Annotated in this window: 16 protein-coding genes; 12 read left to right on the top strand and 4 right to left on the bottom strand. The window is 65.2% G+C overall.

Features of this window, described 5'->3' with window-relative positions:
- Window positions 1-31: 31 nt before the first annotated feature.
- Window positions 32-1,738 carry an electron transfer flavoprotein-ubiquinone oxidoreductase gene (locus tag C1720_RS10760; protein ID WP_102284195.1) on the bottom strand — a complete coding sequence of 569 codons (1,707 nt, stop codon included), beginning with the start codon at window positions 1,736-1,738 and terminating at the stop codon, window positions 32-34.
- 231 nt (window positions 1,739-1,969) lie between these two features.
- Between C1720_RS10760 and C1720_RS10755 the strand changes: the two genes are divergently transcribed.
- The 4 genes from C1720_RS10755 (at window position 1,970) to C1720_RS13235 (ending at window position 6,079) form a co-directional block, all read left to right on the top strand.
- A complete protein-coding gene (locus C1720_RS10755) occupies window positions 1,970-2,866 on the top strand; it encodes a DMT family transporter (protein WP_102284194.1) in 897 nt (298 codons plus the stop codon).
- 20 nt (window positions 2,867-2,886) lie between these two features.
- On the top strand, window positions 2,887-4,317 hold the full coding sequence (locus C1720_RS10750) for a DNA recombination protein RmuC (protein WP_102284193.1): 1,431 nt from the start codon (window positions 2,887-2,889) through the stop codon (window positions 4,315-4,317).
- Window positions 4,318-4,553: 236 nt separating this feature from the next.
- Window positions 4,554-5,447 carry a 3',5'-nucleoside bisphosphate phosphatase gene (locus tag C1720_RS10745; RefSeq protein WP_233199940.1) on the top strand — a complete coding sequence of 298 codons (894 nt, stop codon included), beginning with the start codon at window positions 4,554-4,556 and terminating at the stop codon, window positions 5,445-5,447.
- A 104-nt stretch (window positions 5,448-5,551) separates the two neighbouring features.
- Window positions 5,552-6,079, top strand: coding sequence for a hypothetical protein (locus C1720_RS13235; protein ID WP_146006997.1), 528 nt, complete (start codon window positions 5,552-5,554; stop codon window positions 6,077-6,079).
- Here the strand turns inward: C1720_RS13235 and C1720_RS10740 are convergent.
- A complete protein-coding gene (locus C1720_RS10740; RefSeq protein ID WP_102284192.1) occupies window positions 5,994-6,839 on the bottom strand; it encodes a uroporphyrinogen-III synthase in 846 nt (281 codons plus the stop codon). The genes C1720_RS13235 and C1720_RS10740 overlap by 86 nt on opposite strands.
- Between C1720_RS10740 and C1720_RS13230 the strand changes: the two genes are divergently transcribed.
- On the top strand, window positions 6,838-7,101 hold the full coding sequence (locus tag C1720_RS13230; RefSeq protein WP_146006996.1) for a hypothetical protein: 264 nt from the start codon (window positions 6,838-6,840) through the stop codon (window positions 7,099-7,101). The two genes, C1720_RS10740 and C1720_RS13230, sit on opposite strands and share 2 nt — an antisense overlap.
- Window positions 7,102-7,503: 402 nt before the next feature.
- On the opposite strand, the gene hemC is transcribed toward C1720_RS13230, so the two are convergent.
- Entirely contained in the window at window positions 7,504-8,421 is a 918-nt protein-coding gene (hemC, locus tag C1720_RS10735) for a hydroxymethylbilane synthase (RefSeq protein WP_233199938.1), read from the bottom strand.
- A gap of 444 nt (window positions 8,422-8,865) precedes the next feature.
- Between hemC and C1720_RS10730 the strand changes: the two genes are divergently transcribed.
- The 6 genes from C1720_RS10730 (at window position 8,866) to rplS (ending at window position 13,972) form a co-directional block, all read left to right on the top strand.
- Window positions 8,866-9,096, top strand: a complete 231-nt coding sequence (locus C1720_RS10730) for a hypothetical protein (RefSeq protein ID WP_146006995.1) — start codon at window positions 8,866-8,868, stop codon at window positions 9,094-9,096.
- Window positions 9,097-9,272: 176 nt separating this feature from the next.
- Window positions 9,273-9,725, top strand: a complete 453-nt coding sequence (locus C1720_RS10725; protein WP_050714377.1) for a DUF2069 domain-containing protein — start codon at window positions 9,273-9,275, stop codon at window positions 9,723-9,725.
- Window positions 9,726-9,771: 46 nt separating this feature from the next.
- Entirely contained in the window at window positions 9,772-11,184 is a 1,413-nt protein-coding gene (locus C1720_RS10720) for an FAD-binding oxidoreductase (RefSeq protein WP_102284190.1), read from the top strand.
- A 166-nt stretch (window positions 11,185-11,350) separates the two neighbouring features.
- Window positions 11,351-11,839, top strand: coding sequence for a tripartite tricarboxylate transporter TctB family protein (locus tag C1720_RS10715; protein WP_102284189.1), 489 nt, complete (start codon window positions 11,351-11,353; stop codon window positions 11,837-11,839).
- Window positions 11,840-11,915: 76 nt separating this feature from the next.
- On the top strand, window positions 11,916-13,424 hold the full coding sequence (locus C1720_RS10710; protein ID WP_050714380.1) for a tripartite tricarboxylate transporter permease: 1,509 nt from the start codon (window positions 11,916-11,918) through the stop codon (window positions 13,422-13,424).
- Window positions 13,425-13,582: 158 nt separating this feature from the next.
- Window positions 13,583-13,972, top strand: a complete 390-nt coding sequence (rplS, locus tag C1720_RS10705) for a 50S ribosomal protein L19 (RefSeq protein WP_050714381.1) — start codon at window positions 13,583-13,585, stop codon at window positions 13,970-13,972.
- Window positions 13,973-14,369: 397 nt separating this feature from the next.
- Here rplS and C1720_RS10700 read toward each other — a convergent pair whose 3' ends face one another.
- Entirely contained in the window at window positions 14,370-16,628 is a 2,259-nt protein-coding gene (locus tag C1720_RS10700; RefSeq protein WP_146006994.1) for a M48 family metallopeptidase, read from the bottom strand.
- A 361-nt stretch (window positions 16,629-16,989) separates the two neighbouring features.
- On the opposite strand from C1720_RS10700, the gene C1720_RS10695 reads away from it, so the two are divergent.
- Window positions 16,990-17,982 (top strand): hypothetical protein, encoded by a 993-nt coding sequence (locus C1720_RS10695; protein WP_102284187.1) that lies wholly within the window; start codon window positions 16,990-16,992, stop codon window positions 17,980-17,982.
- Window position 17,983: the final 1 nt, after the last annotated feature.

Genomic DNA, 17,983 nt, shown 5'->3' with positions numbered 1-17,983 from the left:
TCCCTGTCGGATCCGGTTTCGCCGGGCTGGCTTACATGCCGGAGTAGTTGGGGCCGCCGCCGCCTTCGGGCGCAACCCACACGATGTTTTGCGTGGGGTCCTTGATGTCGCAGGTTTTGCAGTGCAGACAGTTGGAGGCGTTGATTTGCAGGCGCTGGGCGTTGCCGCCTTGGGTCTCGTCGGGCACGTATTCGTACACGGCGGCGGGACAGTAGCGCGCTTCGGGGCCTGCGTATTGGGCCAGGTTCACCTTCACGGGCACATCGGGGTCTTTCAGCGTGAGGTGCGAGGGCTGGTTTTCCTCGTGGCTGGTGTTGCTGATGAAAACGCCCGAGAGGCGGTCAAAGGTGAGTTTGCCGTCAGGCTTGGGGTAATCAATGGGCTGGCACTGGGCAGCGGGCTTGAGCTGCACGTGGTCGGGCTGGTGGCGGTGCAGCGTCCAGGGCATGTGGCCGCGCAGCGCCATTTGCTCGAAGCCGTTCATCAGGCTGCCCACCGTCAGGCCCTTCTTGAACCAGTTCTTGAAGTTGCGGTCTTTGTCCAGCTCGGCATACAGCCAGCTTGAGTAGAAGGTGCGCGGGTAATCGGTGAGTTCGTCTTGCTGGCGGCCTTGCGTCACGGCGTCATAGGCGGCTTTGGCAGCCAGCATGCCGCTTTTGATGGCCGCATGCGCGCCCTTGATGCGGCTGACGTTCAGAAAGCCCGCGTTGCAGCCCAGCAGCGCGCCGCCCGGAAACACCAGCTTGGGCAGCGACAAAACGCCGCCAGCGGTGATGGCGCGCGCGCCGTAGGACACGCGCTTGGCGTTCACGTTGCCGTGGTCGTCGGTGAAATACCAGCTGATGCGCGGGTGCGTTTTCCAGCGCTGGAATTCCTCGAAGGGGCTGAGGTAGGGATTGGTGTAGTTCAGGCCAATGACGAAGCCGCAATACATCAGGTTGTTTTCGGCGTGGTACATGAAGGCGCCGCCGTAGGTCATTTCGTCCATGGGCCAGCCGGCGGTGTGCATGGCAAAGCCGGGGGTGTGGCGCGAGGGGTCGATTTCCCACAGCTCCTTGATGCCGATGGCGTAGCTTTGCGGGTCGCTTTCGGCGTCGAGCTTGTAGCGGGCGATGAGCTGCTTGCCCAGCTGGCCGCGCGAGCCTTCGGCAAACAGCGTGTATTTGCCCAGCAGCTCCATGCCCAGCTGGAAGTTTTCGGTCGGCTCACCGTCTTTGCCCACGCCCATGTTGCCCGTGGCCACGCCCTTGACGCGGCCTTCTTCGTCATACAGCACTTCGGCGGCGGGAAAGCCGGGGAAGATTTCCACGCCCAGCTCTTCGGCCTGCGCGGCCAGCCAGCGCGTGACGTTGCCCAGGCTGACGATGTAGCAGCCGTGGCTGTCGGCAAAAGGCGGCAGCAGCACGCCGGGCACCCGCGCGCCGCCGCCGTTGCGGTTCAGAAAGACATAGGCTTCGTCCGTGACGGGCTGGTTCAGCGGCGCGCCTTTTTCCTTCCAGTCGGGAATCAGCTCGTTCAGCGATCGCGGATCCATGATGGCGCCTGAAAGAATGTGCGCGCCCGGCTCCGAACCTTTTTCCAGCACCACGACAGAAAGCTCTTTTCCGTCTTGGGCGGCCAGCTGCTTGAGCCGGATGGCGGCTGACAGGCCGGCGGGGCCGCCGCCAACGATCACCACGTCGTATTCCATGGCCTCGCGCGGGCCGTACTGCTCCAAAATGGCTTGTGCTGTACTCATGGTTTTGTCTCTTTCTTGTGAGTGGGAGAAGATCACTTCTCATTGTAAATATGCCTTCCGTCAAAACGAAGGAACAGCACAGGGCTGGAGCGCTCCGTAATACAAGGTATTGAGGTGGGTCACTGAACCTGCTTTCAACGCTGGCCAGCCCGTTACGCGGCCCTGATTCACTGCTATCCTTTCAGGAGTTGCGCGTGTGCAAATGAACGTTTTTCGGGCGAAGCTCTAAGCATGTGGATTGGCGTTTTTGCGGGCTTGGGCGCGGGCGCGTTCTGGGGCTTTTCCTTTCTGGCGCCGCGCGTGGTTCCGGCTTTTTCGGCATTGGATGTCAGCGCGGCCCGCTTCATCGTTTATGGCCTGACGGCGCTGCTCATGATGGCCTGGCGCTTTGCTCCCAGCCGTCTGCCCGGTTTGCGGCACTGGCTGGCGGCGCTGGCGCTGTCGGTGCTGGGCTTTACGGGCTACTACCTGCTGGTCGTGCTGTCCATCCGGCGGCTGGGCGTGGCGCTGCCCGCGCTCATCATGGGCACCGTGCCCATCTGGGTGATGCTGCTGGGCAAGCCCCAATCCCTACGCTGGGCCGCCCTGCTGCCGGGGCTGGCGCTCACGGCGGCAGGTCTGTGGCTGATGGGGCTGCACAGCGCGCAACGCGCAGCCACGGGCCGCTTAGACGCCGCAGGCCTGGCGCTGGCTTGCGGCGGCCTGGCAAGCTGGACGGCCTTCGCGCTGCTCAACGCCGCTTGGCTCAAGCGCCACCCTGATGTCGGCGCCCGCGACTGGACCAACTGGCTGGGCGTGGCCACGGGCTTGGGCGGCGCGCTCATGTGGCTGGCCGTCGGCACGCCCGCCACGCGGCTGGCCGCCACACCCGGCCTGGGCGTTTTTTTGTTGGTGGCCTTCGCCATCGGCTTTTGCGCAAGCTGGCTGGCCACCGTGTTGTGGAACGTCGCCAGCCGGCGCCTGCCCGCCAGCCTGTGCGGGCAGCTCATCGTGAGCGAAACCCTCTTCGCGCTGTGTTACGACGCGCTCTGGGCGCGCGCCTGGCCTGATGGCATGCAACTGGCCGCCGCCCTCCTTTTCACCCTGGGCATCGTGGCCGCCATCCGGGCGCACCACGGCAGTCATTGAGACCGGACCGGCTCGCTTCCATGAACCACCCTGCTTTTCTTTTCTGGGCCGCCCTGGCCTTGGGCTTGCTGAATGCCGCGCTGCTCATCGCCGTGCTGTTGCGCAGGCCGCAGCGCGCGGCGGATGCACCTTCGCTGCAAGACATGCAGCTGCTGACCCAAAGCGCTGCCGCACAGGCTGCCGCGCATGCGCAGGAGCAGCGTGAAACCTCCGTGCGCCTGGAGCGCGAACTGCGCCAGCAAATCGCCCAAGGCGCGCGCGAAGGGCGGCAAGAAAGCCTGCACGCGCTCACCGCCTTTCAGCAAACCATCACCCGCCAAAACGCCGAAGCCACCCGCACGCAAAATGCGCAGATAGACGCCTTCGCCCAGCAGCTGGCCCTGCTGCAAAAAACGCTGGCCGACACGCTGGCCACGCAACTGCAATCGCTCAGCGAAAACAACGCCCGCCGCTTGCAGGAAGTGCGCGGCGCCTTGCAGCAAGAGCTGGCCCGCCTGCAACAAGGCAACGCCGAAAAACTGGACGAAATGCGCCGCACCGTCGATGAAAAACTGCAAACCACGCTGGAGCAGCGCCTGGGCGAGAGCTTCCGGCAAGTGGCCGAACGGCTGGAGCAAGTGCATCGCGGCCTGGGCGAAATGCACACGCTGGCGCAAGGCGTGGGCGATCTCAAGCACCTGCTGGCCAACGTGAAAACGCGCGGCATCTTTGGCGAAGCGCAGCTGGCCGGCCTGCTCGAGCAGGTCTTCACACCGGAGCAATACGCCGCGCAAGTGGCCACGCGCCCCGGCAGCCGCCAGGCCGTGGACTTCGCCATCCGCCTGCCGGGCCGGGGCGAAGACGGCGAAAGCGTCTGGCTGCCCATCGACGCCAAATTTCCCACCGAAGACTACGAGCGCCTGCTGGACGCCCAGCAAAGAGCCGACGCGCCTGCCGCCGAAGCCGCCGCCCGCGCGCTGGAAGCGCGCTTGCGGCAAGAAGCGCGCAGCATGGCCGACAAATACCTGCAGCCGCCGCACACCACCGACTTCGGCATCCTCTTTCTGCCCGCCGAAGGCCTGTATGCCGAAGCCCTGCGCCGCCCCGGCCTGCTGCAAGCCTTGCAGCGCGAATGCCGCATCACCCTGGCCGGCCCCGTCACCTTGCTGGCCATGCTCAACAGCCTGCAAATGGGCTTTCGCACGCTGGCGCTGCAAAAGCGCAGCAGCGAAGTCTGGCAGGTGCTGGGCGCGGTGAAAACCGAATTCGGCAAATTCGGCGACGTGCTCGCGCGCATCCGCAGCCAGACGCAAACCGTGCTCAACACGCTCGAGCAGGCGCAAACGCGCAGCAACGTGATGCACCGCGCCCTCAAACAAGTGGAAGCCTTGCCCGAGAGCGCGGCGCAAACCCTGCTGCCGCCCGATCCGCCCAGCAGCCGCCCGGCCGCTGAAAGTGAGCCCCCCCGCTAAGCGCCTGTTTGCAATCTGGCCGTAAGAAGCAAAACAGGCTCCAAACCTTTTCAAGAAAGAAAATGATTTTCAAATATATCTGTGACATCTGGCTGAGCAAGCATCAAAACGGCCTTATGTCCTAGTCCACTCGTGTTTTCATGCTATTAAATTCAAAGCGGAAAAAGCTTTTTCAGCCCTTCGTTTAGGTGGTTTTCCAGGCCTGCCCGCCCTTGCCTTCCTCCTAGAATGCCTACGTGAACATCAGCCGCCCCAAAACCTCCATCTCCCCCCTCTCGCCCGAACTCAATGCCGACCTGCACAGCCACTCCACTGCCTCTGACGGCACCTTGGAGCCTGAAGCGCTGGCCGAGCGCGCCGCTGCCAACGGCGTGCAGTTGTGGTCGCTGACCGATCACGACGTCATCAGCGGCCAGGCCCGCGCGCATGCCGCCGCCAGCGCCTGCGGCATGCGCTACCTCACCGGCGTGGAAATTTCCGTCAGCTTCGCAAGCGATACCGTCCACATCGTCGGCCTGGGCTTTGACCCGGCGGAAAGCACCGCCCTGGCGCGCGGCCTGGCCGCCAACCGTGACGGGCGCGGCCCCCGCGCCCAGAAGATGGCCGAAGGGCTGGCCAAGGCAGGCATTTCAGGTGCTTACGAAGGCGCATTGCGCCATGCGGGCAGCCCCGCCCTCATCGCCCGCACCCATTTCGCCCGCTTTCTGATTGAAACCGGCGTGTGCCGCGACAACGGCGAAGTCTTCCGCCGTTTCCTCACCGCCGGCAAGCCCGGCTATGTGCCCCACCACTGGGCCGGGCTGGGCGAGGCCATAGGCTGGATCACGCAGGCGGGCGGCGTGGCCGTCATCGCCCACCCGGCGCGCTACCGGCTCACGCCCGTCGAAAAATACGCGCTGTTTACCGAATTCAAGGCGCACGGCGGGCATGGCATTGAAGTGGTCACCAGCAGCCACACCCCGGCCGAAATCGCGCACTACGCCAGCATCGCCCGGGAATTCAACCTGGCCGCCTCGCGCGGCAGCGACTTTCACAGCCCCCGCGAAAGCCGCACCGACCTGGGCCGCCTGCCGCCCCTGCCTGCAGGCCTTACTCCCGTCTGGATGCTGCCGCAGCTGGCTAGCCGCTAAATCCCAGCGCTGCCGTTTTCGCCTTTTTGCCTTTTTCAGCTTGATGCAAACCGGCAAACGCCCGGCACCGCAAACAACAGGAAATATCCATTTCCAGCATCGCCATGCGCTCTGGCGATATTCATTTCAGCCATTCATTCAAGCGCATTCAAAATCCGGCGCGGCATTGCAAATACCCTGAATGCCCTGTCAGCATCCTGAAACAACGGCGTCTTTCAGGCGCGCGCCAGCGCTTCATGCAAGCCTATCGAAAAAATAGCGCCAGACAAACCCATGCCCGGCACGGCGCAATGGCGAATCTGAAAACGCCCGCCTGCCGTCATGCGCTGGATACCTTGAAAATCACCCCTAATGACGAGGCGAAAGCGACAGGCGGCAAATTGTTGCCGGATTTATCCGGCCATCTTTGTCTTGAAAGACACATCGCCCAGTCAATCCAGCGCATCTCCAATATGGCCAATCGCCCGCTCTGGCGAGCGGATTTCAGCGATTTTCAAACCATTGATCTGACGGAATCCGGGCGTTATTTTCATGTGCGCCGCTTTTTCAGGGCTGCGGCGCGCCCTGCTCCTGCGCAGGCTCCTGCTGCGGCTCGTCCCAGCAGCGCAGCGCCTGCACCACGGCCTGCATGACAGGGCGGGACTCGCGCACCGTGCCAAAGCCCGCCTCGCGCGCTGCCTGCGCGATGCGCGGATGCGTGGTCAGCGCGCGGGCTTTCTGCCAGTTTTGCCCGGGCGCGGACTTGCGCAGGTTGGAAATGGCTTCGGAGCTGCTGAACACCCACACCGTGCCATCGCCCGCCGCCTGGCGCGCCAGCGCCTTCTGCTCGGCGCTGAAGATGGGCGCGGTGCGGCAGTAGGCCACCACCTGCTCCACTGTCACGCCCGCCTCCGTCAGCTGCTCGGCCAGCCAGTCGCGCCCCTGGCTGCGCCCCTGGGCATCGCCGCCGCGCACGATCAGCACGCGCTCGCCGGGGCGCACGTTTTCGCGCACGCTCTGCCATAGCGATTCGGAATCGAATTGCGGCGCATCCGCCGCAGGCTGCACGATCAACGCCGTAGGCCAGCCGCATTCGCGCAGCACTGCGCTGGTGCCGGGGCCAGGCGACCAGGCGGCCATCTCCAGCAAGCCCGATTCCAGCAACTTGGGCGCAAAGCGCTTGAAGGCCATGAAAAAGTGCCGCGCCGCATTGCCGCTCACGAACATCAGCGCCGAATAGTTGCCCAGGCGTGCAAATGTGTCGATCAGCGCCGCTGCATCCGGCACGGGCTGAATGGCGATGAGCGGCAGCACATGCGCGGGCACTCCCCGCGAGGCCAGCGCCTGCACCCAGCGGCTGGCTTCAGGCTCCGGACGGGTAATGAGGGCACGGGGGCAAAGAAGCTCGGTCATGATCGTCAACTACTCGAAAAACGGAAGGGAAAAACAAAAAGAGATTTCCGTCCAAACGGATTTCCGCGCATTTTGTCACGCCATTGCCTGTGCACCGGCCCCGCTCGTCCCGCGTGCGGCGCCGTGCACCCCGGTTCAAGGGCCATTCAACGCACGAAAACCGCCATTTTCAAAGCCGCAATGTCCATATTTGCAAAAAGCATTTTTGCCGTGTTTGAAAAATACCCGTCACACAAGGCCGCCGCCAAAAGAGCTGTGCTGATCCTGCTGTTTTTTCACCAAAGTCCGGAGACTGCCCGCAACCTGGCAGCAAGGGCGGAAAGGGCGGGCTATGGCGTTTAAAGCGATAACGAAGGGATATTTTCGCTCCTTTATTCATAGCATGTCGTCCTAGTAGAACGTGCGCAGAAAGGCATTTCTGCCCCATCAAATCCGCTCCTGTTTTTAATGCCGCATGGCGGGCATACCGCCACTTGCTCCGGCATCAGTCGCAAGCAGTCGCATAGATCCCGTCTGCCATCTGGCTGTGGGGGCGGCGGATCGGGGGCTGCGCGGCGCGAATCACAAACCACAAGCGGGCTTTGTGACTCGGCAAGGATTTCCAAGGCCGCAGGCCGCCTGAGGCCGCGCTTTTTGCCCCTACGGCCTGACGTTGAGCAGGCTTTCAGGGCCTGGCGCCGCCCGCTTGCAAATCGGCCGCCACGCGCTGGCCCAGGGCGCGCGCTTCGGCCTGCGTGGCGACGGCGGCGCTGCCTTGCGCGGTCACCAGGCGCGGCTGTCCCTGCGGATCGCCCCAGGCGGCGCGCAGGCGCATGGCGCCGCCTTCCAGCGTGGCATGGGCGGCCAGCGGCATGGAGCAGCTGCCGCCCAAGGCGCGGCTAACGGCGCGCTCGGCCTCCACGGCCAGCCAGGTGGCCTGATCCGCCAGCGGCGCCAGCGCGGCTTGCACATCAGCGCGGCCTTCGCAAATTTCGATGCCCAATGCGCCCTGCCCTGCGGCAGGCAGCATTTCGTCAGTAGAAAAAAGGCGGCGGATGCGCCCGCCCAGCCCCAGGCGCTTGAGGCCGGCGGCAGCCAGCACGATGGCGGCGTAGCGCCCTTCGTCCAGTTTGCGAAGGCGCGTGTCCAGGTTGCCGCGCAGCGGCTCAATGCGCACGTCAGCCCGCCCCAGCGCCGCCAGCCGCGCGCGCAGCAGCACGGTGCGGCGCAGGCTGGAAGTGCCAACGGCCGCGCCCGGCGGCAGCTCCTCCAGGCTGGCGCAGCCGGGCGACACCCAAGCATCGCGCGGGTCTTCGCGCCGCATCACGCAGGCCAGCGCGAAGCCGGGCGGCAGCTCCATGGGCACATCTTTGAGCGAGTGCACGGCCAGATCGGCGCGGCCCTCATGCAGCGCCGTTTCCAGCTCTTTCACGAACAGGCCCTTGCCGCCGACTTTGCTCAGCGCCACGTCCAGAATCTGGTCGCCGCGCGTGGTCATGCCCAGCAGGGCAGCCGCATGCCCTTGCTGCTGGAGCAGCGTTTTGACGTGTTCGGCCTGCCATAAGGCCAGGCGGCTTTCGCGGGTGGCAATGGTGAGGAGCATGGTGCGCGGCATGTTCGAGTGGCGAAGCAGGCGATTATCGGAAGGCTTGGCGCCGGAAAGCCTCGCGCCCCTGTCCGCGCCGTTTTTCGCGCCGTTTTTCGCGCCGTTTTCCACGCCGTTTTCCGCGCCAGTCTGCCCCCTTCAAAAACCCGCTTTGCTTTGCCGTCTGGCCCCAGGCCAGGCGTCAATCAAGAATGCAAGAGCCTTTTTTATAAACGCTGTTCTTTTTTTGAATCATCGACAGCGCCACCAAAGGTGTCCGCATGCATCAATATGGGGTTTATTTCGCATGGGCGCCGGCTGTTTTCCGGCGTTTTGTGAAAGCAGTGACATTCAATTGGTTAATGACGTGCAGCCAGGCGGGTAAAACCATTTTCAGGCGAAAGACTGCGCCGGATGCGCAGAGGCAATGAGGCCAGCTCATCAATCAAAGCCGCCAGCGTCATGCACGCGATAAAAATCAGCTTTCTGAAATTCGCGGCAGCCATTGCTTCAATCTTTCATGCCGCATCTGATTTGTCATTGCTGCCGGGGCCGCCATTCAGCCAGCGGGCCAACGCGGCTTGCGCTCGGAGCAGCGTGGCGCGCCAGGCAGCGGATATCGAAAAGGGCGGGTTGCAGAAGCTGTTTACCCAGGATGGAGAAGCTTATTTCGCTCCTGCATCGATAGCATGAGGTCCTAGTGGAACGGGCGCAGAAGCCTTTTTTGGCCTTCTGGATTTGCTCTATTTTTTGGGGCTATTCCACTCTTCTTGCGCTGCTGGCCCTGGCGTCTGTGCCTGCCCATCCGGGTGCGGCCAGACTGTCCATCCACGCATCAATGCAGGCCGGTATGATGCCCGCCCCTTGTCATGACCGCTGTTTCCGCTCCTTTGCCAGCTTGCGCGCCCTGCCCCGCCCGGCCTTCGCCTGCCGCGCGCGCCACGCGCGCTGCCGCCGTGGCCTGCGTGCTGGCGCTGGCGCTGCTGGCGCTGGCCTGGGAGCTGTGGCTGGCCCCGCTGCGGCCAGGCGGCTCGTGGGTGGCGCTGAAGGCGCTGCCCGTGCTGCTGCCGCTGGGCGGGCTGTGGCGCTACCGGCTCTATACCTACCGCTGGGTGAGCCTGTTTTTGTGGCTGTATTTCACCGAAGGCGTGGTGCGCGCCACGACAGAAGGCGCGCCTGCGCGCTGGCTGGCGCTGGGCGAGGTGCTGCTGTGCCTGGGGCTGTTTGCCGCGTGCGTGCTGCACATTCGGGCGCGGCTGAAGGCGGGCCGGCTGGCTGCGCAGGCCATGCAGACCGCCAGGCAGGAAGCGGCGGGCGCTTGAAAATCAGCCTTTCCTTTTTTCTCCCACTGCAAATAGCCAGATATTCATGTCCCATCCTGTTCTCGATACTTTTCGCAGCGCCATTGGCGCCGAACACGTGCTCACTGAAGGCGATCTTTCGGCCTGGGAGCAGGACTGGCGCCAGCGCATGCGCGGCAAGGCGCTGGCCGTGCTGCGCCCCGGCAGCACGGCGGAGGCGGCCGCTTGCGTGCGCGCGTGCGCCGCGCATGGCGTGGCCATCGTGCCGCAAGGGGGCAACACGGGGCTGGTGGTCGGCTCCGTGCCCGATGCCAGCGGCCGCCAGGTCGTGCTTTCCACCACGCGCCTGAATGCCGTGCGCGGCATTGACGCGGCCAATCTCACCATGACCGCCGAAGCCGGCTGCGTGCTGCAAAACGTGCAGCAAGCCGCGCGTGACGCAGGCCTGCTCTTTCCCCTGAGCCTGGCGGCCGAAGGCAGCTGCACCATCGGCGGCAATCTGGCCGCCAACGCGGGCGGCACGCAAGTGCTGCGCTACGGCAACGCGCGCGAGCTGTGCCTGGGGCTGGAAGTGGTCACGCCGCAAGGCGACATCTGGAACGGCCTGACGGGCCTGCGCAAGGACAACACGGGCTATGACTTGCGCAACCTCTACATCGGCAGCGAAGGCACGCTGGGGCTGATCACGGCCGCCACGCTCAAGCTCTATCCGCTGCCTGCCGCGCGGCTGACGGCCTGGGCCGCCGTGCCATCGATTGCCGCCGCCGTTGATTTGCTGGGGCTGGCGCAAAAGTTTCTCGGCTCCAGCCTGACGGGCTTTGAGGCCATGTGCCAATTTGCGCTCCAGCTGGTGGACCGGCACTACCCGCAGCTGCGCGTGCCCTTGTGGCAGAGCAGCCCCTGGTGCGTGCTGCTGGAAAACTCCGACGACGAGAGCGAAGCCCACGCCCGCGCGCGCTTTGAGGCCCTGCTGGAAGCCGCGCTGGAAGCGGGCTGCGTGAGCGACGCCGTGGTGGCCGAAAGCCTGGCGCAAGCCAAGAACCTGTGGCACATCCGCGAAAGCGTGCCGCTGGCGCAAGCCGCCGAGGGGCTGAACATCAAGCACGACATCAGCATTCCCATCTCGCGCATTCCCGAATTCGTGCAAGCCACCGACGCGCTGCTCACCCAGGCCATACCGGGCGTGCGCCTGGTCGATTTCGGCCACCTGGGCGACGGCAACCTGCACTACAACGTGCAAGCGCCCGAAGGCGCGGATGCCGCCGAATTCCTGCGCACGCAAGAAGAGCGCATCAACGACATCGTCTATGGCAGCGTGAAGGCGCACGGCGGCTCCATCAGCGCCGAGCACGGCGTGGGCAGCCTCAAGGCGCACACGCTGCCGCATTACAAGCCCGCCGTGGCGCTGGATTTGATGCGCGCCATCAAGGGCGCGCTGGACCCGCAAAACATCATGAACCCGGGCCGCGTGCTGGCTTGAAAGGGCCGCTGCGGGCGGCTGGCGCGGCGCTGCCCGTCCGCCTTGCAGCAGGGCGCGCGATGCGCCACTGCTTATGAATTCATAGGTGGCATCCACAAGAAAAACATTCATGCGGCTGGCAACAATCGCCCCCATTCATTCACACACGAGCGAGGAGAAGAGAGCCGTGCTCATCAAAAGCCAGAAGGATTTTTTCGCCGGCTTGCTGTTCATCGCCATTGGCCTGGGCTTTGCATGGGGCGCCACGGATTACGAACTGGGCAGCACGGCGCGCATGGGGCCGGGCTACTTTCCCATGGCGCTGGGCGCGCTGCTGGCGGCGCTGGGGGCCGTGATCGCCTTCAAGGCGCTGGTTATTGAAACCGCCGACGGCGAGCCGGTCGGGCGCTGGGCCTGGCGGCCGCTGTTTTTCGTGACGCTGGCCAACGTGCTGTTTGGCGTGCTGCTGGGCGGCGCGCCCTGGCTGGGATTGCCGCCGATGGGCCTGATCGCTGCGGTGTACGCGCTGGTGCTGGTGGCGTCGCTGGCCAGCCGCGAATCGCGCCTGAAGGAATCGCTGGCGCTGGCCACCGTCCTGGCGCTGGGTTGCTGGGGCGCTTTCGTCGTGGGGCTGAAGCTGCCGTTCCAGGTTTGGCCCGCTTTCATTTCCGGGTGATCAGGCCCCGATAGCCGCAACAACAAGAAAAATGGAAATTCTGAGTCAGTGGGCGGCGGGTTTCGCCCCCGCCCTGATGGAACTGCAAGGGCACCTGTCGCTGGGCTTTTCCGTCGCCTTCACGGTTGAAAACCTGCTGTACGCGCTGGTGGGCTGCCTGCTGGGCACGCTCATTGGCGTGCTGCCCGGCATTGGGCCGGTTTCCACCATTGCCATGCTGCTGCCCGCCACTTACGGGCTGCCGCCCACGGCGGCGCTGATCATGCTGGCAGGCATTTACTACGGCGCGCAGTACGGCGGCTCCACCACGGCCATTCTGGTGAACCTGCCGGGCGAAGCCTCGTCCGTGGTCACGGTGATTGACGGCTACCAGATGGCGCGGCGCGGGCGCGCGGGGCCGGCGCTGTCGGCGGCGGCCATTGGCTCGTTTTTCGCCGGCTGCGTAGGCACGCTCACGCTGGCGGCTTTCGCGGCGCCGCTGGCGGAGCTGGCTTTCAAGTTCGGCGCGGCCGAATACTTCTCGCTGCTGGTGCTGGGGCTGGTCGGCGCGGTGGTGCTGGCCTCCGGCTCGCTGCTCAAGGCCGTGGGCATGGTCGTTCTGGGCCTGCTGCTGGGCATGGTGGGCACGGACGTGAATTCAGGCGTGATGCGCTACACGTTCGACGTGCCGGAGCTGAGCGACGGCATCAGCTTCATCGTGATTGCCATGGGCATCTTCGGCTATGGCGAAATCATCTCCAACCTCTCGCACACTGAAAAACGCGAAGTCTTCACGGGCAAGCTGGAACACGTGTATCCCACCCGGGAAGACTTCCGCCTGATGATGCCCGCCATGCTGCGCGGCACGGCGCTGGGCGCGGCGCTGGGCGTGCTGCCCGGCGGCGGTGCCATGCTCTCGGCCTTTGCCGCCTACACCGTCGAAAAGAAAACGCGCCTGCGCCCGGGAGAGGTGCCCTTCGGCCAAGGCAACATCCGTGGCGTGACCGCGCCGGAGTCGGCCAACAACGCAGGCTCGCAAACATCCTTCATTCCGCTGCTGATTCTGGGCATTCCGCCCAATGCCGTGATGGCGCTGATGGTGGGCGCCATGACCATTCACGACATTCAGCCCGGCCCGCAGGTGATGACGGGCAACCCGGATCTCTTCTGGGGCCTGGTCGCCAGCATGTGGATCGGCAATCTGATGCTGGTCATCCTCAATCTGCCGCTCATCGGCATCTGGGTGCGGCTGCTGAAAGTGCCCTACCGCTGGCTGTTTCCGGCCATCGTGCTGTTTTGCGCCATCGGCGTTTACTCGCTCAACAACAACACCTGGGACGTGTGGCTGCTGGGCTGGTTCGGCATCATCGGCTACGTGTTCATCAAGCTCGGCATGGAGCCGGCGCCGCTGCTGCTGGGCCTGATCCTGGGGCAGATGATGGAAGAGAACCTGCGCCGCGCCCTGCTGCTCTCGCGCGGAGACTGGAGCGTGTTTGTCACGCACCCCATTTCCGCCGCGCTGCTGGCCGCCGCCGCCTCGCTGCTGGCTGTCGTGCTGCTGCCAGCCATCCGCAAAAAGCGCGAAGAAGCCTTCGTCGAAGAGTAGCCGGGCGCCTGCGCCTCAACCATCCGCGCTGGCTATAATGGCGGGCTTTGCGATCCTCTGCCAGCCGCGGCACGGAACCCCAGGCCCTGCGGGAGTCCTTTCCCCCAGGGTTGCCGCCTTTAGCGTAGCGTGAGCATGATCGGAAAACGAGGACTTTCATGAACCTGATTCAACAGCTCGAAAAAGAAGAAATCGAGCGTCTCGGCAAGCAAATTCCTGACTTCGCCCCCGGCGACACCGTGGTGGTGAACGTGAACGTGGTGGAAGGCAACCGCAAGCGCGCCCAGGCCTATGAAGGCGTGGTCATCGCCAAGCGCAACCGCGGCCTGAACAGCAGCTTCATCGTGCGCAAGATTTCCAGCGGCGAAGGCGTGGAACGCACGTTCCAGACCTACAGCCCGCTGATTGCCAGCATTGAAGTCAAGCGCCGTGGCGACGTGCGCCGCGCCAAGCTGTACTACCTGCGCAGCCGCAGCGGCAAGAGCGCCCGCATCAAGGAAAAGCTGCCCAGCCGCGTGGCCAAGCAGCAGGCCAAGGCCGAAGCCTGACCGACACACGGGCGGCCTTGCCGCCTTCTCATCAGCCGCCTTGCAGATTCGCCGTCTGCAAGGCGGTTTTTATTTGAGCCAGACAAGGCGTCTGGGCTGCCCCGCTGGCGGCATCACCGTCGCCGCATTCCGGGAATCCGTTCGCAATCCGTTCGTGCAAGCGCCGCAGACAAACGCTTATTTTCGCTACTTTATTCGTAGCACGAGGTCCTAGTGGAAACTGCGCGAAATGGGATTTTTGCCCCCTTGAATTTGCTCCTGTCTTTGATGCAGCCTGGCGGGCGGGAAGCGAACTGGAGACGCCGCTGCGCCGCCGCCAGCCGGGGCAGCTGATGGGCAAGCCGCAAGAGCCGGTTTTCAGAACCTGTTCGCAACCGGCCCGCAAGCGCGCGGACGCTCACATCTGCCTGAGCGCCTCACTGGCATGCCAGGCGCGCAAGTAGATGACGAGCAAGTCGAGCAGACGCTGTCTTTTCAGGCCTCTGGGGCTGGACATTTGTGCAATGACGCTGCGTTTTTTGGCCTTCACGCTCAAGCGCTGATAGTTGCCGTGCTGGCGGACGGGCAAGGCGGCTTCGGAAGTGAGCTGGAAGGTGATGGTGAAGAAGTTGCCGATGTCTTCGGCGCTGAAATCTTCAATATCGCCCCACTCCAGGGGCGCGGCCAGGCCGGGCAAAAGCAGGGCGGCGGGCGTCAGGGTCATCACCGGGTGGCGGCAGCGCAGCCAGAACCAGCGGGTCATGAAGGCGAAAAAGGCGCAGGCGGCCAGCAGCCCCAATGCGGCATGCCAGGCGCGGTGCATGACGCAGGCGCAAACGGCAGCGCCCAGACCCAGGGTGATGAACGCGGTCAGCCCCAGAAAAAAGCGCCCCTCGCGCACGATGACCTCGCCATGCACCTGGTCACGGATTTCGGTCAGTTCACGGCGCCTTTCTTCGTTGTGCATGGCGGCGTCGGTTTTGAAGTCTTGCAGCAGCTGGCGCTGCACGGCGTCGCTGTCGGCAAACAGGGAACGCACCCAGGCAAGCGAGTCGGCATCGGGCGCGGCCAGCGCGGGCAGAGCGCTGGCGCTGCCGCTGCCTTCTGGCAGAGCGCCAAGGGCGCGCAGGCGCTCCAGCGTGGGTGGGTGGCTGTCAAAGGGGTGGCTGGTGGCGGCTTCGGCGTCAAGGTCATGCGTCTGCAAGGGGTGGGCCTGCACGTCGGCCTGAAGCATGGCGATGAGGTCTTGCCCGGCCTCGGCGGGGCGGCGGGCAATGGCGCTCAGGCGTTCATACACCACCGGCTCCAGCGCGCTCACATGCACCAGCGCGCGGGCTGCGGCTTCGGGGCCGGCCACGCGGGCGCTGACAGCGTCGGCCTGCAACTCGCGCACGCGGCTCCAGTGGCTTACGGCACGGTGAAAGCTCTCCAGAACGTATTCGCCAAAGATGACGGCAGAGATGCAGCCCCAGGAAATCCGGTCCTCATCGCCGTCGGCCACGCTGTCGAGAGCGTGCATCATGCTGGCGTACATGGGCGCAAAGCGGACGCTGTAGGCGCTGTCTTCCCCCAGAAAATGGCCCAGCTCGTGGGCGAGGATGGCATCCGTCTCATCACGCCGCAGCAAGCTCAGGTAAGTCAGCGGCAGATGCAGCGTGCGGCCCTCCAGCAGCTGCCCGCCGGGCATCACGCGCTGGCGGGCGCAGGTGACGTAAAAGCTTTCGGTCATGCCCAGCACGATGTGATCGGGCGGCGCGGTGCCCACGCGGCGGGCCAGATCGGTCACGTGCCGCCACAAACCGGGCGCCTGCCCATGCGAAAGCAGCATGCCCAGCACTTCGCCCGGCTCATCGGCCTCCGGCATGGCATGCCGCAGCCGCCACAGAGCCGCCAGCGCGCCCAGGGCGGCAAAGGCCACCAGCAGCAACATCCAGACGCCGCCCCGCATATGGCTCCGCGCCGCGCCGTCACCCGCCAGCGCCGCCCACATGGCGGCCGCGCGCGCTACCAACAGCGCCACCAGGGCCAGCGCCAGCAATGCGAGCAGCAGCCCCAGATAGCGCCCCAGCCCATGCCGCCAGCGTGAAAAGGCGCTGATCAATTCGTCACGCGAGCGCATGGCCCGCCGCCCCGAGCGGCGCGCCGCCCAAATGCCCAGGCCGCCCCACAGCGCCGCCGCCACGCCTGCGGCCACCGTCACCTGCGCCGCAAGCCGCACCAGGCGGACCGCGCGCTCATCGCCGTCAGGCGCGGCCGCCGCCTCCTCGCGCAGGCGTTGCAGGCGGCGTTCCACCTGCATTTGCGCGGCCTGCCCTACCTGCTGTTCGTCAGTCACCTCTGCCAGCAGCGGGGCGGCGGGGCGGGCTTGCAGCGCAGCCTGCAAATCGGCCTGAATACCTTCCAGCTGGCGGATTTCTTCCTGCCGCTGGGCCTGCCCATCGGGATACAGCGCCAGCTGCCACGCCCCTACAGCCGCCACGGCCAGAGGCAGCGCCACCGCCCACAGCAACACGCGAACAATGCGCGGCAGGTTTTGCAGAAACTTGAACAGCAGGTCTGACAGGTACTGGAACATACAGGGCAGGCGCTGGCAGGGCAGCGGAAAAAAGCCAATGGCCGCAGCGGGCAGGACAGCCGCAAAACCGGACGAGCCAAAGCGCGCGATTGTTGCAAACAAATACAAGCCATAACAGAGCGGCAGCGCCGTGCCGGGCAAAGGCTGCGGGCACAACGGCCAGCCGCTGGTTTGGCTGCGCAAGGAATTCGCCTGCTCTTTTATCCATGGCAAACCCTCGTTGCGCATCCAGCGGCAAAGAGCATCCAGAACGGCTCCGTTGCGTCTTCACCCAAAGCCTGCGCGCAATGATGAGGTCCTGCACATGATCGGGCCGCAAGGGGCGCAAGTGCGGATCGGGATGGGCTGCAAGGCGGTTTTTCTCTGGGGCAGACGAGGCGTCTGGACTGGGCGCCTGGACTGCTCCGCTGGCAGCATCACAATCGTCACATTCTGAAACCTGCCTCGCCTGCCTTCACCCGCCATGCTGATTCCGAAATACTGGGCCAGCGCCTCCGCCCCCGCCCAAAACCGCTGGCGCCACACCGTCACCGTGCGCCGCTGGGGCTGGTCTGACGACAGCCAGCAGGCCGCCGAAGCGCACGCGCAAGAGCGCCTGCGGCAGGCGCTGGCCGCCTACGCGCAAGGCCAGGCCAGCGCCCATGAAAACCGCCCCGGCTACAACGGCGCGCAGGGCCTGCCCATCTGCGAGGAAGTGCTGGCCCGCCACGGCAGCGCCGTGCTCACGCGCAACAGCTATGGCGCGCACTGCATCAACACACCCGACGTGCTGTTTGCCGACGTGGACGATGCCCAATACACCGGCCACGGCATCGGCTGCCTGATCGCACTGCTGGCCCTGGTCACGCTGCTTTGCGCGCTTTGCTGGCTGCTCTCCCCAGCCTGCAAACCGCCGTGCTCGCCGCTGCCCTTTTACATCTCGTGCGCGCTGCTGCTATCCGCATGGATTTATGCGCACTGGCAGCGCTGGCGCCATCGCCCCGCCGCCGCGCGCCGCGCCTCGCTGAAAAGAATTCGCCGCTTCGCCTCAGCCCGCCCGGACTGGAGCCTGCGCCTCTACCAAACACCGGCGGGCCTGCGCCTGCTGGCCACGCACCGCACCTTCGCGCCCGGCGATCCCGCCGTTCAGGAGCTGTTCAAAGCCGTGCGGGTTGATCCGGTCTATCAGCGCATGTGCCTGTTGCAGCAGTGCTTTCGCGCCCGCGTCACGGCCAAGCCCTGGCGCATCGGCATCAATGCCCACATCCGGAACGGAAGCCGGGCATGGCCCATCGCCCCCGGCAGGCAGGCCGAGCGCGACGTCTGGATCGCCCGCTACGAGCAAACGGCCAGCGCCTGGGCCGCCTGCGCCTTCATCGAAACGCTGGGCGCCGGACAGATCGATATCAACGTCCGTCCCGTGCTGGACTGGCACGACGAACTCAGCCGCGCCACCTGCGCCCTGCCCTTGGGATAAG

Source organism: Ottowia massiliensis, assembly GCF_900240305.1.
Taxonomy (GTDB): Bacteria; Pseudomonadota; Gammaproteobacteria; order Burkholderiales; family Burkholderiaceae_C; genus Ottowia; species Ottowia massiliensis.
This window is presented reverse-complemented; position numbering and strand designations above follow the sequence as displayed.

Excerpts from the sequence above, each read along its gene's own strand:
- C1720_RS10695 (WP_102284187.1), top strand. The coding sequence starts at position 16,990 with ATGCTGATTCCGAAATACTGGGCCAGCGCCTCCGCCCCCGCCCAAAAC.
- C1720_RS10730 (WP_146006995.1), top strand. The coding sequence starts at position 8,866 with ATGCACGCGATAAAAATCAGCTTTCTGAAATTCGCGGCAGCCATTGCT.
- C1720_RS13230 (WP_146006996.1), top strand. The coding sequence starts at position 6,838 with ATGATCGTCAACTACTCGAAAAACGGAAGGGAAAAACAAAAAGAGATT.
- C1720_RS10760 (WP_102284195.1), bottom strand. The coding sequence starts at position 1,738 with ATGAGTACAGCACAAGCCATTTTGGAGCAGTACGGCCCGCGCGAGGCC.
- C1720_RS10750 (WP_102284193.1), top strand. The coding sequence starts at position 2,887 with ATGAACCACCCTGCTTTTCTTTTCTGGGCCGCCCTGGCCTTGGGCTTG.
- hemC (WP_233199938.1), bottom strand. The coding sequence starts at position 8,421 with ATGCTCCTCACCATTGCCACCCGCGAAAGCCGCCTGGCCTTATGGCAG.
- C1720_RS13235 (WP_146006997.1), top strand. The coding sequence starts at position 5,552 with ATGCGCTCTGGCGATATTCATTTCAGCCATTCATTCAAGCGCATTCAA.
- rplS (WP_050714381.1), top strand. The coding sequence starts at position 13,583 with ATGAACCTGATTCAACAGCTCGAAAAAGAAGAAATCGAGCGTCTCGGC.
- C1720_RS10720 (WP_102284190.1), top strand. The coding sequence starts at position 9,772 with ATGTCCCATCCTGTTCTCGATACTTTTCGCAGCGCCATTGGCGCCGAA.
- C1720_RS10725 (WP_050714377.1), top strand. The coding sequence starts at position 9,273 with ATGACCGCTGTTTCCGCTCCTTTGCCAGCTTGCGCGCCCTGCCCCGCC.
- C1720_RS10740 (WP_102284192.1), bottom strand. The coding sequence starts at position 6,839 with ATGACCGAGCTTCTTTGCCCCCGTGCCCTCATTACCCGTCCGGAGCCT.
- C1720_RS10755 (WP_102284194.1), top strand. The coding sequence starts at position 1,970 with ATGTGGATTGGCGTTTTTGCGGGCTTGGGCGCGGGCGCGTTCTGGGGC.
- C1720_RS10710 (WP_050714380.1), top strand. The coding sequence starts at position 11,916 with ATGGAACTGCAAGGGCACCTGTCGCTGGGCTTTTCCGTCGCCTTCACG.